The organism is Pseudomonas sp. GV105, from assembly GCF_003058185.1.
Taxonomy (GTDB): domain Bacteria; phylum Pseudomonadota; class Gammaproteobacteria; order Pseudomonadales; family Pseudomonadaceae; genus Aquipseudomonas; species Aquipseudomonas veronii.
Genome location: NZ_QBUF01000006.1, coordinates 287545 through 300546, shown reverse-complemented (window position 1 = coordinate 300546; position 13002 = coordinate 287545). Strand labels below are relative to the sequence as shown.

The 13002-nt window shown below is 60.4% G+C and carries 15 protein-coding genes, 1 tRNA gene and 1 pseudogene; 3 read left to right on the top strand and 14 right to left on the bottom strand.

What is annotated here, in order from left to right; genetic code table 11:
* Positions 1-664: 664 nt before the first annotated feature.
* The 3 genes from C8K66_RS14085 to C8K66_RS14075 form a co-directional block, all read right to left on the bottom strand.
* Positions 665-979, bottom strand: coding sequence for a hypothetical protein (locus tag C8K66_RS14085; protein WP_046383008.1), 315 nt, complete (start codon positions 977-979; stop codon positions 665-667).
* Positions 980-1084: 105 nt separating this feature from the next.
* Positions 1085-1393 carry a putative quinol monooxygenase gene (locus C8K66_RS14080; RefSeq protein ID WP_108525121.1) on the bottom strand — a complete coding sequence of 103 codons (309 nt, stop codon included), beginning with the start codon at positions 1391-1393 and terminating at the stop codon, positions 1085-1087.
* A gap of 98 nt (positions 1394-1491) precedes the next feature.
* Positions 1492-2148 carry a hypothetical protein gene (locus C8K66_RS14075; protein ID WP_158276048.1) on the bottom strand — a complete coding sequence of 219 codons (657 nt, stop codon included), beginning with the start codon at positions 2146-2148 and terminating at the stop codon, positions 1492-1494.
* Between C8K66_RS14075 and C8K66_RS31290 the strand changes: the two are divergent.
* Positions 2092-2286 (top strand): annotated as a pseudogene (locus C8K66_RS31290) (integrase); the annotation flags it as partial. The gene C8K66_RS14075 and the pseudogene C8K66_RS31290 overlap by 57 nt on opposite strands.
* A gap of 115 nt (positions 2287-2401) precedes the next feature.
* Here C8K66_RS31290 and C8K66_RS14065 read toward each other — a convergent pair.
* Positions 2402-2492, bottom strand: a tRNA-Ser gene (locus C8K66_RS14065).
* Between the two features lie 152 nt (positions 2493-2644).
* Here C8K66_RS14065 and C8K66_RS14060 point away from each other — a divergent pair.
* A complete protein-coding gene (locus C8K66_RS14060; RefSeq protein ID WP_108525119.1) occupies positions 2645-3316 on the top strand; it encodes a Bax inhibitor-1/YccA family protein in 672 nt (223 codons plus the stop codon).
* A 74-nt stretch (positions 3317-3390) separates the two neighbouring features.
* On the opposite strand, the gene murB is transcribed toward C8K66_RS14060, so the two are convergent.
* The 8 genes from murB to C8K66_RS14020 all read right to left on the bottom strand — a co-directional run bounded on the left by murB (position 3391) and on the right by C8K66_RS14020 (position 10234).
* Positions 3391-4410, bottom strand: coding sequence for a UDP-N-acetylmuramate dehydrogenase (murB, locus tag C8K66_RS14055; protein WP_108525117.1), 1020 nt, complete (start codon positions 4408-4410; stop codon positions 3391-3393).
* Complete coding sequence (locus tag C8K66_RS14050) at positions 4407-4871, bottom strand: low molecular weight protein-tyrosine-phosphatase (protein WP_108525115.1); 465 nt, start codon at positions 4869-4871, stop codon at positions 4407-4409. Before C8K66_RS14050 ends, murB begins: the two co-directional genes overlap by 4 nt.
* Entirely contained in the window at positions 4871-5635 is a 765-nt protein-coding gene (gene kdsB / locus C8K66_RS14045; RefSeq protein ID WP_017848011.1) for a 3-deoxy-manno-octulosonate cytidylyltransferase, read from the bottom strand. The genes C8K66_RS14050 and kdsB overlap by 1 nt, the downstream gene beginning before the upstream one ends.
* Positions 5632-5817 carry a Trm112 family protein gene (locus tag C8K66_RS14040; protein WP_003174668.1) on the bottom strand — a complete coding sequence of 62 codons (186 nt, stop codon included), beginning with the start codon at positions 5815-5817 and terminating at the stop codon, positions 5632-5634. Before C8K66_RS14040 ends, kdsB begins: the two co-directional genes overlap by 4 nt.
* Positions 5818-5840: 23 nt before the next feature.
* Positions 5841-6851, bottom strand: coding sequence for a tetraacyldisaccharide 4'-kinase (gene lpxK, locus C8K66_RS14035; protein WP_046382926.1), 1011 nt, complete (start codon positions 6849-6851; stop codon positions 5841-5843).
* Complete coding sequence (locus C8K66_RS14030) at positions 6851-7279, bottom strand: biopolymer transporter ExbD (RefSeq protein WP_046382925.1); 429 nt, start codon at positions 7277-7279, stop codon at positions 6851-6853. Before C8K66_RS14030 ends, lpxK begins: the two co-directional genes overlap by 1 nt.
* Complete coding sequence (locus C8K66_RS14025; RefSeq protein WP_046382924.1) at positions 7276-7911, bottom strand: MotA/TolQ/ExbB proton channel family protein; 636 nt, start codon at positions 7909-7911, stop codon at positions 7276-7278. The genes C8K66_RS14030 and C8K66_RS14025 overlap by 4 nt, the downstream gene beginning before the upstream one ends.
* 109 nt (positions 7912-8020) lie before the next feature.
* Positions 8021-10234 carry a DNA internalization-related competence protein ComEC/Rec2 gene (locus tag C8K66_RS14020; protein ID WP_108525113.1) on the bottom strand — a complete coding sequence of 738 codons (2214 nt, stop codon included), beginning with the start codon at positions 10232-10234 and terminating at the stop codon, positions 8021-8023.
* Between the two features lie 147 nt (positions 10235-10381).
* Here C8K66_RS14020 and C8K66_RS14015 point away from each other — a divergent pair, with 147 nt between their 5' ends.
* Positions 10382-10897: a DUF2062 domain-containing protein gene (locus tag C8K66_RS14015; RefSeq protein ID WP_046485254.1), complete on the top strand. Its 516-nt coding sequence runs from the start codon at positions 10382-10384 to the stop codon at positions 10895-10897.
* Between the two features lie 3 nt (positions 10898-10900).
* Here the strand turns inward: C8K66_RS14015 and C8K66_RS14010 are convergent, their stop codons facing one another.
* Both C8K66_RS14010 and C8K66_RS14005 read right to left on the bottom strand, forming a co-directional pair.
* Positions 10901-12271, bottom strand: a complete 1371-nt coding sequence (locus C8K66_RS14010; RefSeq protein WP_046382922.1) for a sensor histidine kinase — start codon at positions 12269-12271, stop codon at positions 10901-10903.
* On the bottom strand, positions 12258-12986 hold the full coding sequence (locus C8K66_RS14005) for a response regulator transcription factor (protein ID WP_046382921.1): 729 nt from the start codon (positions 12984-12986) through the stop codon (positions 12258-12260). Before C8K66_RS14005 ends, C8K66_RS14010 begins: the two co-directional genes overlap by 14 nt.
* Between the last annotated feature and the right edge of the window lie 16 nt (positions 12987-13002).

Genomic DNA, 13002 nt, shown 5'->3' with positions numbered 1-13002 from the left:
GGCGACCGCTACAGCAAGTCCGTGGAGAGGGTGAGCACTAAAACCTTCAAGGCTGCCGCTACCGGCTTGTCCGACTCCGAGGCCGCGTCATACCCGTTCTTCAATGCTGATCCAGCGGCTATTGCTGTGACAACGGCACTGCCGCTAGCGCCGCTATCAGAATTCGCATGTCGTACCTTGTCCATAGATGGCATTGATATCTACAGCGCTCATCGAGAGCAAGCACTCACGACACCGGATATTTTGTCTGATGGCGACTGCCAGGTACGGAAAAAATGGTATCGGACAAGTGAACCTATTCCTTTCGGATCAACGTCAGCCAGATGCCATGGGTTCTCAGGATTCGGTGCTATCACCGTGTATCGGTCGCCCGAAGTCTGCAAAATCCCTCCGAGGCTTCCACCTACCAGGTCGGTCGCCTGCCACCCATCTCTGATGCACTCGGCGACAGCCTTAGCCGAATGCTTCGACTCGATTTCAAGCAATGGTGGATTCTTCCTGATGTCGCTAACGCTTGAACACCCAGCCAGCAGAATAACCGCCAGTCCCGCTACAACACTTCGCATGTCGTTCCCTCTTTGGTTTGGCGGGACTGTAGCACCTGGCCGCAGAAAGCAAAAAGCCCAGCGCGAGGCTGGGCTCAAAGCAACTAATCTGCAAGAGACTAAGCGTCTGGAACTTCTTTATCGAGTGCAAGCTTTGGATCAGCCACCTCTACCCAGCCCTTCTTCAAATACTCATCTGCCACAATTTTACGTATCAAAAAACAGTAGATGATTGGCAGTCCAGCAATAGGTATAGCTGCCCAAGGCGGGCCTGCAAACAGCCCCAACCCTATAGCAATACCCCAGATTAATAAATGGCGCCAAAGGCCGGCGAAGCAAAGATAGAGTGGGCCTAGGAACAATATTGCCAGAACCTGAAACGCATCGACTTCTTCAACCTTGCCATTGTCTAGACTTTTGAAGTATCGGGCCATTGCACTCTCCGTGTGGGGGTTAATTCGGAAAAATAGCACTGGGAAAGCCAGATGCAAAGAGCCCTGCGTGGGGCTGGGATCTTCTGTTGTGAGCTCAGCCCTTCTTCAGTGCGATGAAAGCACCGCCGATTCCAAAAACAGCACTGTAGCCGGCCCCGCACGGAACGTCGGGTTGTGCTTGGCTGCCTCAAGCATATGCGGAGCGAGATCATGTGCATCAAGCGCTTCTTTTGATGCCCACTTCTCGATCAATACAAAGCTATCGCTATTTCCGACTACAGGATGGATATCATATTGAATGCACCCTTGCTCAGCCCTGACCAAAGGAGCGAGTTTTTCAAAAGCCGCGAGCTGGCCCGAGCCTCGACCTGGCTGGGTATTGATGATGACGACAAGCCGAACTTCATCAGACATAGGTAACACGCCGCATACTAAAGAGGGGAAAATACAGTACGCTACAACCAAGTACAGATGCAAAAAGCCCAGCGATGAGCTGGGCCTAACTGGTTCAACTAGGCTCCGGTCACGGGAACTCTGCCAGCGTTGCAGTAAGGTAGTTGAATCTTTGATTTAGACTTATCGGCGGACTTCACCGTCCCATAGGCGGTTGCTAGTGTGGACACCGCGTCCACTGCCATCTTCAGTCCGGGTGTCGAATCGGCGCCCACCTTTGCCAAGCTACCGTTATCGTTTAGGTCTACCGAGAATTTAGAGGTTTCGAGCCATCCAGCCTCGTAACGGATATAGCTTTCCTGGGCCGCCGGGATTAGCTTCGTTTCAGTGACTTGGACCGCAAAGCAGCCAGTGTTTTCGTCGCCGCCGGCGTAACGTAGCATCTCACCTTCTTTATTCAGGATTTTGTCCTGAATGTAATGCTCCTTTACCTGAACTAGCCGAAAAAAAGGAACACCCTCACAACCATTCTTGCAGTCAGATTGCTCATACGTGACAATTTTCCCTGAGCATCCTGCCAGCACTGCTATCACTGAAAAAATCATAAACCGTTTCATGCCCACTTCCTCCCCTATATGGCTTATTGCCACAACAAGATCGTAGCGGGCGCTAGCGGAAGCGCCATTTTCTACGATCTCACCTGCTGAGAGATGGCTTGCGAGAAAGCTATCGAACAAGGAGATCCGATGCTCGCTGCAAAGATCGGCGGGTTTCAATTCCGAGATATCCGACCCAAGGCGGCGTCTGAAATTGTGGATATCGGCGATGCGAGCCTGCTATTGGGGCATAGCAATCAGGAAATCACAAAGCGCGTTTATAGGAGACTCGGCGCCACCGCGAAGCCGTCAAAATAGAAAAGTTATGGAACGCTTCCATAATAGTTCTGGAACGCCGAGCAAATTAAGATCGGAAGTGTCCAAGCCCCAGAAACGCAAAAGCCCCGCATCAGCGGGGCTTTCGTGTAAATCTTGGCGGGAAACCAGGGATTCGAACCCTGGGAACGCTATTAACGTTCGCCGGTTTTCAAGACCGGTGCATTCAACCACTCTGCCAATTTCCCTTTTGCATCACAGGATTATAGCAGCCCATCCTGTCTCAGCGGGCGCCATAATACCCGAATGAAACACACTGTCAAACTCTCGCCATCGCTTGTTACAGAGCGTCTGTTATGATCTTTGCGACTGAACGTTTCAAAACCGAAGGAGTGTCGCCATGCGCGAACAGAATTACGCAGTGAATGGTAACGCGCAGGCTGAGCAGCTTGAAGTCAGCCGCGTCTTGCGCAACACCTATGGCTTGCTCGCCCTTACCCTCGCATTCAGCGGCGTGATGGCGTTCATGGCGCAGCAGATGCACGTCGGCTACCCGAATGTCTTTATCGTGTTGATCGGCTTCTACGGTCTGTTCTTCCTGACCAACAAGCTGCGTGACTCGGCCTGGGGCCTGGTGTCGGCGTTTGCCTTGACCGGTTTCATGGGCTTTATCCTCGGCCCGATCCTTAACCGTTACCTCGGCATGGCCGGCGGCGCGGAAGTGGTCAGCTCGGCGTTTGCCATGACAGCCCTGGTGTTTGGTGGTTTGTCGGCGTATGTGCTGATCACCCGCAAGGACATGAGTTTCCTGGGTGGCTTCATCACCGCCGGCTTCTTCGTGTTGCTGGGGGCAGTGGTCGCTGGCATGTTCTTCCAGATCAGCGGTCTGCAGTTGGCGATCAGCGCAGGTTTTGTGCTGTTCTCCTCCGTGTGCATCCTGTTCCAGACCAGCGCCATCATCCACGGCGGTGAGCGCAACTACATCATGGCGACCATCAGCCTGTATGTGTCGATCTACAACCTGTTCATCAGCCTGTTGCAGATCTTCGGCATCATGAGCCGCGACGACTGATTGCCAGCAGTACAAAAAATGCCCCGTATCGCAAGATACGGGGCATTTTTGTTTCAGGGCGCTTTGTTCAGGGCTCAGTACTGGTTGGGCTCCATCTCCAGATCGACCTTGAAACGCTGGGCAATATCCTGCTGGATACGTAGCGCCAGGTTGGCAATGTCATGCCCGGTGGCGCCGCCGTAGTTGACCAGCACCAATGCCTGCATCTTATGCACGCCGGCATCTCCATCACGAAAGCCCTTCCAACCGGCCTTGTCGATCAACCAGCCGGCAGCGAGTTTCATCTGCCCGTCGGCCTGGGGATAGGCCACCAAGTCCGGATACACGCCCTGCAGCTCGGCGGCCAGCGCCTGGGACACCAATGGGTTTTTGAAGAAGCTGCCGGCATTGCCCAGTTCTGCGGGGTCCGGCAGTTTTTCCCGACGGATGCCGCAGATCGCCCGGCTGACATCGCTCGGGGTGGCGTCGGTAATCCCCTGCCCGGCCAGGCGCTGTTGCACGGGGCCGTAGTCGAGCTTGAGGTGGCTGACGCGGCTCAGGGCAAACCGCACCCGCAGGATCAGCCACCGTCCGGTTTCGTGTTTGAACAGGCTGTCCCGGTAGGCGAAGTTGCATTCTTCCAGGCTGAAATCACGTAACTCGCCGGTCTGGCGATCCAGGGCCGTCAAGCCGGCGAACACATCCTTGATCTCCACACCGTAGGCGCCGATGTTTTGCATCGGTGCGGCGCCCACGGTGCCCGGGATCAGGCTGAGGTTTTCGAGGCCGCAGAAGCCATGTTCCAGGGTCCACAGTACGAACGGGTGCCAGGCTTCGCCCGCTTCGGCCTCGACCACCACATGCTGGCCGTCATCCTGCAGCACCCGAATACCCTGGGTCGCCATGCGCAATACCAGGGCCGGAATGTCCCGGGTCAGCAGCAGGTTGCTGCCACCACCGATCACCAGCAGCGGTACTGCCTGGGCGGCGGCATAGGCCAGGGCCTCGCGAACATCCGCGTCGCTGTGGGCCTCGGCGAAGAGCTGGGCACGCACGTCGATGCCGAAGCTGTTGAATGGCTTGAGCGATACTTGCGCAAGCACTTGCAAGGTCATAACCGCCCCTTCAATTCGATCACCAATAAATCACAGGCTCGTTCGATCAGGTCCAGGACCCGCTCAAAGCCTTGTTCGCCTTCGTAGTAAGGGTCTGGCACCTCGTCCACTTCAGAGTCGTAGCGGCGCAGGAACAGGTCGAGCTCGGCCTTGCCCTGCCCCGGCTGCATCGCTTTGAGGTTACGCAGGTTGCTGTGGTCCATGGCCAGGATCAGGTCGTAACGCGCAAAGTCGGCGCGGGAGACCTGCTGCGCACGCTGGGCCGACAGATCGTAACCGCGCTGCTGCGCTGCCTGTTGGCTGCGTGAGTCCGGTGGGTTGCCGATATGCCATTCCCCCGTGCCGGCGGACGCCACGTCGACCTGGCCAGCCAAACCCGCTTCGCGCAATTTATGGCGCAATACGCCTTCAGCGGTGGGCGAGCGGCAGATGTTGCCCAGGCAGACAAACAGAACCTCCATCAGGCCCCCAGCAGGCGGCGGACGCGCTCGAGGTCTTCGTGGGTGTCAACACCCGCAGGCGGTGCTTCCAGAGCATCGCCGACATGGATACGCACGCCGTGCCACAGGGCACGCAGTTGTTCCAGGGATTCGGTGTTTTCCAGCCAGCACGGGCCCCAACTGACGAAGTCATGCAGGAAACCGGCACGGTAGGCATAGATACCGATGTGACGGCGGTACGGCACGCCTTCTGGCAACCGGTCAGGATGCCTGGCAAAAGCATCCCGCGCCCAGGGCAACGTCGAGCGGCTGAATGTCAGCGCCAGGCCGTTGATGTCGCTGACCACCTTGACCACGTTCGGGTTGAACAGCGTTTCAATGTCTTCGATGGGCTCGGCCAGGGTCGCCATGCGCGCTTCGCCATGGGCCGCCAGGTTCGCGGCCACCTGGTCGATCACGCGCGGCGGGATCAACGGCTCGTCACCTTGCACATTGACCACGATGGCATCAGGCGCCAGGCCAAGTTGTGTGGCCACTTCGGCCAGGCGGTCGGTGCCGGAATTATGGTCTTCGCGGGTCAGTACCGCTTCGGCACCGAAGGTTTTGCACGCATCGATAATGCGCGGATCATCGGTGGCCACCACCACGCGTTCGGCGCTGCTTTTGCAGGCCTGTTCCCACACCAGCTGAATCATCGGCTTGTTGCCGATCAGTTGCAGCGGTTTACCCGGCAAGCGGGTCGAGGCGTAGCGCGATGGAATGACAACGGTAAAGGCTGTAGTCATTTATCCAGGCGCTCGTCGGTGGTCAGCGTGCGGGCTTCGCTTTCCAGCATCACCGGGATGCCATCACGGATCGGGTAAGCCAGGCCGGCGCCTTTGCTGATCAGTTCGGTCTTGTCCGCGCTGAGCTTGAGTGGGCCTTTGCAGATCGGGCAAGCGAGGATGTCGAGCAGTTTGGTGTCCATGAGTGTTTCCTGGAATGAAGCGTTTAAGGCAAGAGACGGGCGGGCAACAGACGCATCAGTTGCATGTCGAACCAGGCGACAAACGCTGGCGACGGCACCGCATCCACCGCAAGGTACCACCAGTCGGACTGGGCAAAGGCGCGGCACTTCACCGCGTCCTTCTCGGTCATGACCAGCGGCAATGATGGCGTGAAATTCAAGACTTCCGCGCTGTAGGACGCATGGTCGGCAAAAGCATGGGGTATCGGCTGCCAGTGTAGCGTTTCAAGGGTGTTGAAGAAACGTTGCGGGTTGCCGATACCGGCGACCGCATGCACCTGCTGGCCCGCCGGGAAGTAATCGACCGGCTGGCGTTCGCCGGTTTGCAAGTTGACCAACGCCGTGGGCAGCAGACGAAAGGCGAAACCATCTTCGCGATCGGCCGCGGCGCCATTATAGAGCAGCGCATCCACGCTCTTCAGGCGCTCCGCCGGTTCGCGCAACGGCCCGGCAGGCAGGCAGCGGCGATTGCCCAGGCCCCGGGCGGCGTCGATCAGCACCAGCTCAAGGTCGCGAGCCAGGCGGTAATGCTGCAGGCCGTCGTCGGAGAGGATCAGGTCCAGGGTTTCGCTGGCCAGCAGCGTCTTCACTGCGCGGCTGCGATCGGGGTCGATCATCAAGGGGACGCCGCAGCGCTGCACGATCAGCAAGGGTTCATCGCCAGCCACTTCAGCAGCGTGGCCGGCCTCGACCCGCCACGGCAACTGCGGTGGCTTCGCGCCATACCCGCGACTGACCACGCCCACACGCAAACCTCTGCGCTGGCAATGCTCGATCAACCACAGGATCAACGGCGTCTTGCCAGTCCCGCCCACGGTGATATTGCCGACCACCACCACCGGCACCGGCGATTGGTAGATCTCGCCCTCGCCCGCCAGGAAGCGCGCGCGCTTGCGCTGCACCACCGCGCGATACAGCGACTCCAGCGGCCGCAGCAACGTCAGCGCCGGATGGCCTTCGTACCAGGCCTTGAGCAAGCGATCGGACATGGCCATCAGGGTTGGCTCACCGCCTCGACGGTGCTCATGCGCAAGTGGCTGAACCCCAGCTTGCCGGCAGCGTCCATCGCGGTAATGACAGCCTGGTGCTGGGTCTTGCCATCGGCACTGATCGACAGCGGCATCTTGGTATCGCCACCGGACTCTTTCTGCAGGGCTTCCATCAGGCTGTTGAGGTCGTTCTTCTCGAGCAACTGGTTATTCACCGAAAACACGCCGTCGGCACTGATGGCGATATCCAGTTGCTTGACTTCCTGGTCCTCGGCCGGCGAGCCGCTGACCGCTTCCGGCAAATCGACCCGTAGCTGGGTCTGCCGCGTAAAGGTGGTGGTCACGACAAAAAACAGCAGCAGGATAAACACCACGTCGATCAGCGACGCGAGGTTGATATCAACATTTTCCCGTTGCTTGCGGCGAAATTTCACGCTTTGTCCCCGACCAAGTCCACGTCACGGTCGCCCTGCACCACTTCCACCAGTTTGATGGCTTCCTGCTCCATGCCGACCACCAACTCATCGATCCGGCGTTGCAGGAAACGGTGGAAGAACACCGAGGGAATACCGACCATCAGGCCCGCTGCCGTGGTGATCAGGGCCTTGGAGATACCACCGGCCAGCACCGCGGCGTTGGTGCTCATGCCCGAGCCCATGAACGAGCTGAAAATATCGATCATGCCCAGTACCGTGCCCAGCAGACCGAGCAACGGTGCCATGGCGGCGATAGTGCCGAGGGCGTTGATATAACGCTCCAGCTCATGGATGACCCGCGCGGCGGCCTCTTCGATGCACTCTTTCATGATCTCGCGACCATGCTTGGAGTTGGCCAGCCCGGCCGCGAGAATTTCACCCAGGGGTGAATTGGCACGCAGCTCCTTGAGTTTCTGCTTGTCGAGCTGCTTGTTCTTGATCCAGCCCCAGACCTGCCCCAGCAGATGCTCGGGTGTGACACGGCTGGCGCGCAAGGTCCACAGGCGTTCGGCAACGATGCCGAGTGCGGCGATGGAGCTCAAGATGATCGGCAACATCATCCAGCCGCCGGATTTGACCAATTCCCACACAGTGAATGTCCCCTCGAAAAAGTGCGCCACTTTACCATATAGGTCAGGCAGCGGGGCTCGTCGACCCACGACCCGCCGATCACAGGCTTCGGCCATTGGTAACGTGCGGTTACGGTAGCGCTTCTCGCCAGAAGCGGCGTTGACTGCGCGCAACAATCGGTGGCGCGAAGGCGCCCAATCGCAAACGTACCGCGCCCTGTTCGGCGCTGTCATACACCTGCGCTCCCAACGCTTGATAGCGCTCCACCACTTGTGGATGAGGATGACCGAACGCATTGCCGCGCCCTCGGGAAATCAGCACCGACTTCGGCGCCAGCCGCTGCAGAAACGGCCAGGATGACGAACTGCGGCTACCATGGTGAGGGGCTTGCAGCCAATCGGTCGGCACCGCCAGGGTCGAGGCCAGAAACGCCTGCTCGGCGGCGCGATCGATATCGCCGGTGAGCAGCAGGCGCTCGCCATTGGCCTGTACGTGCAATACACAGGATTTGGGGTTGCCATCAACTGCGTCTGGCCATTGCCACAATTCAAAGGACACGCCGTCCCACGCCCATTGTTCACCGCTGATACAAGGCTGAGTGTCGAGAAGCGCCGGCAACCCTTCAGTTTCACCACCGACGACCCGTTTGATCGGCAGCCCACGGGCGACAGCCGCCGCACCGCCGGCATGATCGGCATCGGCATGGCTCAGTAACATCATGTCCAGAGCGTCTACCCCGAGCCTCTTCAGCGACGGCAACACCACCCGCGCGCCGAGATCGACCGCCCCGGAGCGCGGGCCGGCATCGTAGAGCAAGGTGTGATGGCGGGTGCGCAGGATCAACGCCAGCCCCTGCCCGACATCCAGCTGCAGTACGTCCACCTGCCCGTGGGGCACCGGCTCGCGCGGCGGGAACACCGCCAACAACAGCATCGGCCAGCCGAGCAGCCGAATCGGCACACCCTTGGGCAGCAACAGCAACACCGCACCGACCAGGCTAACCAGCCAATAGCCCATGGGCACCTCGGCCGGTATCCACGCGGGCAATTGCCCCGCCAGCAGCGCCAGGGCGTTGAACAAGCCGTCCAGCGCCCCACCCGCCAGCCACAACAAGCCCGCGCCCACGAACGGCACCGCCAGCAATGCCGTCCCGAGCAGGGCCAGGGGCAATACCACCAGGCTGATCCACGGCACCGCAAATAGATTGGCCAGCGGCGCACTGAGGCTGATGGGCAAACCCAGCACCAGCAACACCGGGAAAAGACCGATGGCTATCAACCATTGCGGACGGGTCCATGCCTGCCAAGCACTCCAGCGGCCTAACCGACCGCCGAACGTCAGCCCCAGTACCGCCACGGCCGCAAAGGACAACCAGAACCCCGGCTGCAAGCTGGCCAAGGGTTCAAGGATCAGCACACCATTGAACGCCAGCAACAGCGGCCACCAGATGCCCAGATGACGGAAACGCAAACGCCACAGCAACACCAGCCCCACCATTACACAGGCGCGCTGCACCGGCACGCCGAACCCCGCCAGCAGGCCGTACCCCAACGCCGCGGTAAACGCCAGGCCACACGCCCACGGCAGCCACGGCCAGGTGCGCGGCCAGCAGCCGTAGCGCGCCAGAGCGGCGACGAGCGCATAGATCAACCCCGCCAACAGGCCAATGTGCTGGCCGGAAATGACCAGCAAATGCACCGTGCCGGTGTCCTGCAAGACACGCCAGTCGTCGGCCGTCAGCCCGGAGCCGTCCCCCAGCACCAGGGCCGCCAACCCCGCCTCGCGCCCTTGGGCGTCCACCGCCGTCAAGCGCTGACGGACCGCGTCACGCCAAGCATTGCGGGCCGGCGCCAGGCGTTCGCCGTCCTTTACCGAGCCGGTGGCGCCGATGCGCTGGGCGAGCAGCCAGGCTTCATGGTCGACGCCATGGAAGTTGAGCAGGCCCGACGGACGTTTAAGCGTCACCGCGAGGCGCCAACGCTCACCGCTGCGTACCGGTGGGCCACCGTGCCAGTACAGCCGAATGCGCGCGGGCAAGCGGGCGTTGCGCGACCGGCTGTCGCTCAGTTCGAAACGCACGCCGCTGTCAGTCTGCTGCGGCAACCCGCTCACACGCCCCTCCAGCCAACGCGTCTGGCCGTCGAGCATCGGACGCAAGCGGTCATCCAGCGCCCACTGCGCGCTCACACATGCCCAACACAAACCGAACAGGAAAAACGCCAGCGGATAAGTGCGAAACGGCAGCAGCATCAACGCCACCACTGCCAGGGCCAACAGCATCCCGGCAGACGGCAGTGCGGGTAGAAATCGCAGCGCAAGCAGCCCGAGTGCAAGCGCGAACATCCCTGTCCTCATGGATCATTCCTTTGACGTGATCCATTCAGTCTTAGCTGGCCCCCGGCCGCAGCCTATGATGTTTTGTCACAAAGTCTGAATTTTCTGTTTATAGAATGCGCGCATACTTGCCCCTCGACTTGATCTGGACCCCTTATGCCCCGGCGCTTATTCAAACGGTACATGCCCGACCCGACCAGTATCAGGGAACACAAGTCATTACAGTTTCTGGGCACCTTGCTGCATGACCCGAACCTCTGGCACCTGAATCGGCACTCGGTAGCCCGCGCCATGGCGGTAGGCCTGTTCGCGGCGTTTATCCCGATCCCCTTGCAGATGCTCTTGGCGGCGATGCTGGCGATCACGGTGCGGGGCAATATGCCGATTGCCATCAGCCTGGTGTGGCTGACCAACCCGATCACCATGCCAGTGGTGTTCCTGTGTACCTACATGACCGGCGCCTGGCTGATGAACGTGCCGGCGCGCAGCCTGCCCGACGACCTGACGTGGGAGTGGATCAGCGGTCAGTTGAGCACGCTGTGGCAGCCGTTCCTGCTCGGCTCGCTGGTACTGGGTGTGGTGTTGGGCGCGCTGGCCTATTGCCTGACCATGGGTTATTGGCGCTGGTGGGTCGCGCACCAATGGAATAAACGCAAACTGCGTCGCGCTTGAGCCCTAGGCTGCGCACAAACGCAGATGCACACGCAAGCCCTGGCCGGTATTCTCCGCCCACAAGCTGCCGTCCTGACGTTGCACCGCATTGCGCGCGATGCTCAACCCCAGCCCGAAGCCACCGTCGCCAGGCCGTGAGCCGTCCAGGCGGATGAACGGCGCGAAGATCCGTTCCAGATCGCGTTCATCAATACCCCCGCCCTGATCCTCCAGCCATAGGTGCCAATATGCGCCATCACGGCGCCCATCGAGGCTGACGACACCGCCCGCAGGTGAATGCCGTATGGCGTTGCGCAGGATATTTTCCAGCGCCTGGGCCAGGGCGTTCAGATTGCCGCGTACCCAACAATCCGGCCCCAGCCGGCATGGCAGCCGCGAGGCTGGCCAATCGCTTTCGAAACAGGCGTTGTCCTTGAGCATGTCCCACAACGCCTGAACCTGAATGTCTTCGACAGGCAGCGGCGTCCGCTCGGTGTCCAACCAGGCCAATTGCAGGCTGTCCTCGACCAGGCGCTGCATGACGTCGATCTCCCGCCCCAGCCGTTCACGCAGTTGCGCCAGATCCTGCTCGCTGTCACAGGCCACGCGTAAACGGCTGAGGGGGGTGCGCAGTTCATGGGACATGTCCCGCAACAGCTGTTGCTGCAATACCACCGTGCCCTGCAACCGCTCGGACATATGGTCAAACGCCCGCCCCAGCTCGCCCAATTCATCCTGGCGGCTGGTGGCATCGTGGGACAGCCGCGTGTTCAATTGATCGGCACGCCAGGCGTTGGCCTGCTCGCGCAATTGATTGAGCGGCATGATCAGCAGCCGGTACAGGCCGATGCACAACAACAGGGTAAACAGACCGGGAATCACGCCATTGGTCACCACCCGCCAGAACAGTTGGTAGCGCCCCGGCATAAAGCGCTGGGGCAACTCGATCACCAGCGAGCCGACACTGGGGTCCAGGGGAAACGGGATTTTCAACCATGGCAGGCCTTTGGCGTGGCGGCTGACCGGCCAGTCCAGGCCGCGCAGAAAAGTCAGGCGCTGGCTTTCCTTGTCGGTCAACGGCGTGCTGGCGAGGGATTGCAGGTCGTTGCCGATCACGCCGATCCAGGTGCGCTCACGCGCAGCCATCAGTTGCAACCAGGCGTCCACGCCGTCAGCGCCCTGGGTACTCCAGGCCAACTCCGCTCCCGCCGCATAACCGCTGAGAATCTCGCGGGAGGTGTCGGACAGATAAGCGTTCTGCTGCTCCATGTACCGGCCCCAGGACCAACTGAGCCAGATCATCAACAAGCAGAAGGCAATCAGCAGGCAGGCCAACTTCCAGAACAACGAGTGCCTGCCCGGCAGACGTTTCAAGCCCCCCTCAAAGGCCGTCATCGTGACCGCTCAACACATAGCCCTTACCCCAGACGGTACGCACTTCACGCTCGCTATAGCCGATGGTCTTGAGTTTGCGGCGAATCTGGCTGATATGCATATCGAGGCTGCGGTCATGGGGCGCATAACCGCGCTGCAGCACGTGCTGATAAAGGAAGGCTTTGCTCAGCACTTCCTCGCCGTTGTTGTGCAGGGTCTGCAGCAGGCGGTACTCGCTGCGGGTCAACCCGGCCCAGTGCTGCTGATAGAAGACGTCGGACAGTTCATCGTCAAAGCGCAGGCTCCGGGCGTCGTCGCGCACGGGCGGCAAACTCAGCGGCGGACGGCGATCCAGGGCCACCCGGCGCAGGATGGCTTCAATACGCACGCGCAACTCGATCATGCTGAACGGCTTGGGCAGGTAGTCGTCCGCACCCAGGCGAAAGCCGTTCACGCGATCGGCTTCGGCGCCCAGGGCCGACACCAGGATCACCGGGACCGCATGGCTCCGGCGCAGATGCGTGAGGATCGACAGCCCGTCCAGCCCCGGCAGCAGAATATCCATCAACACCACGTCGAAGACGTGCTCGCGGGCCATCTGCAGGCCTTGCTGGCCGTTCCGGCACCACGTGACCTGAAAGCCACAGCGCCCCAGATGCTCGTGGACATAGGCGCCCAGCACGGGGTCATCTTCGATGGTCAGGATACTGGGTAGACCAACTTCCACGGGATTCATTAGCGCCTGCAAGTCA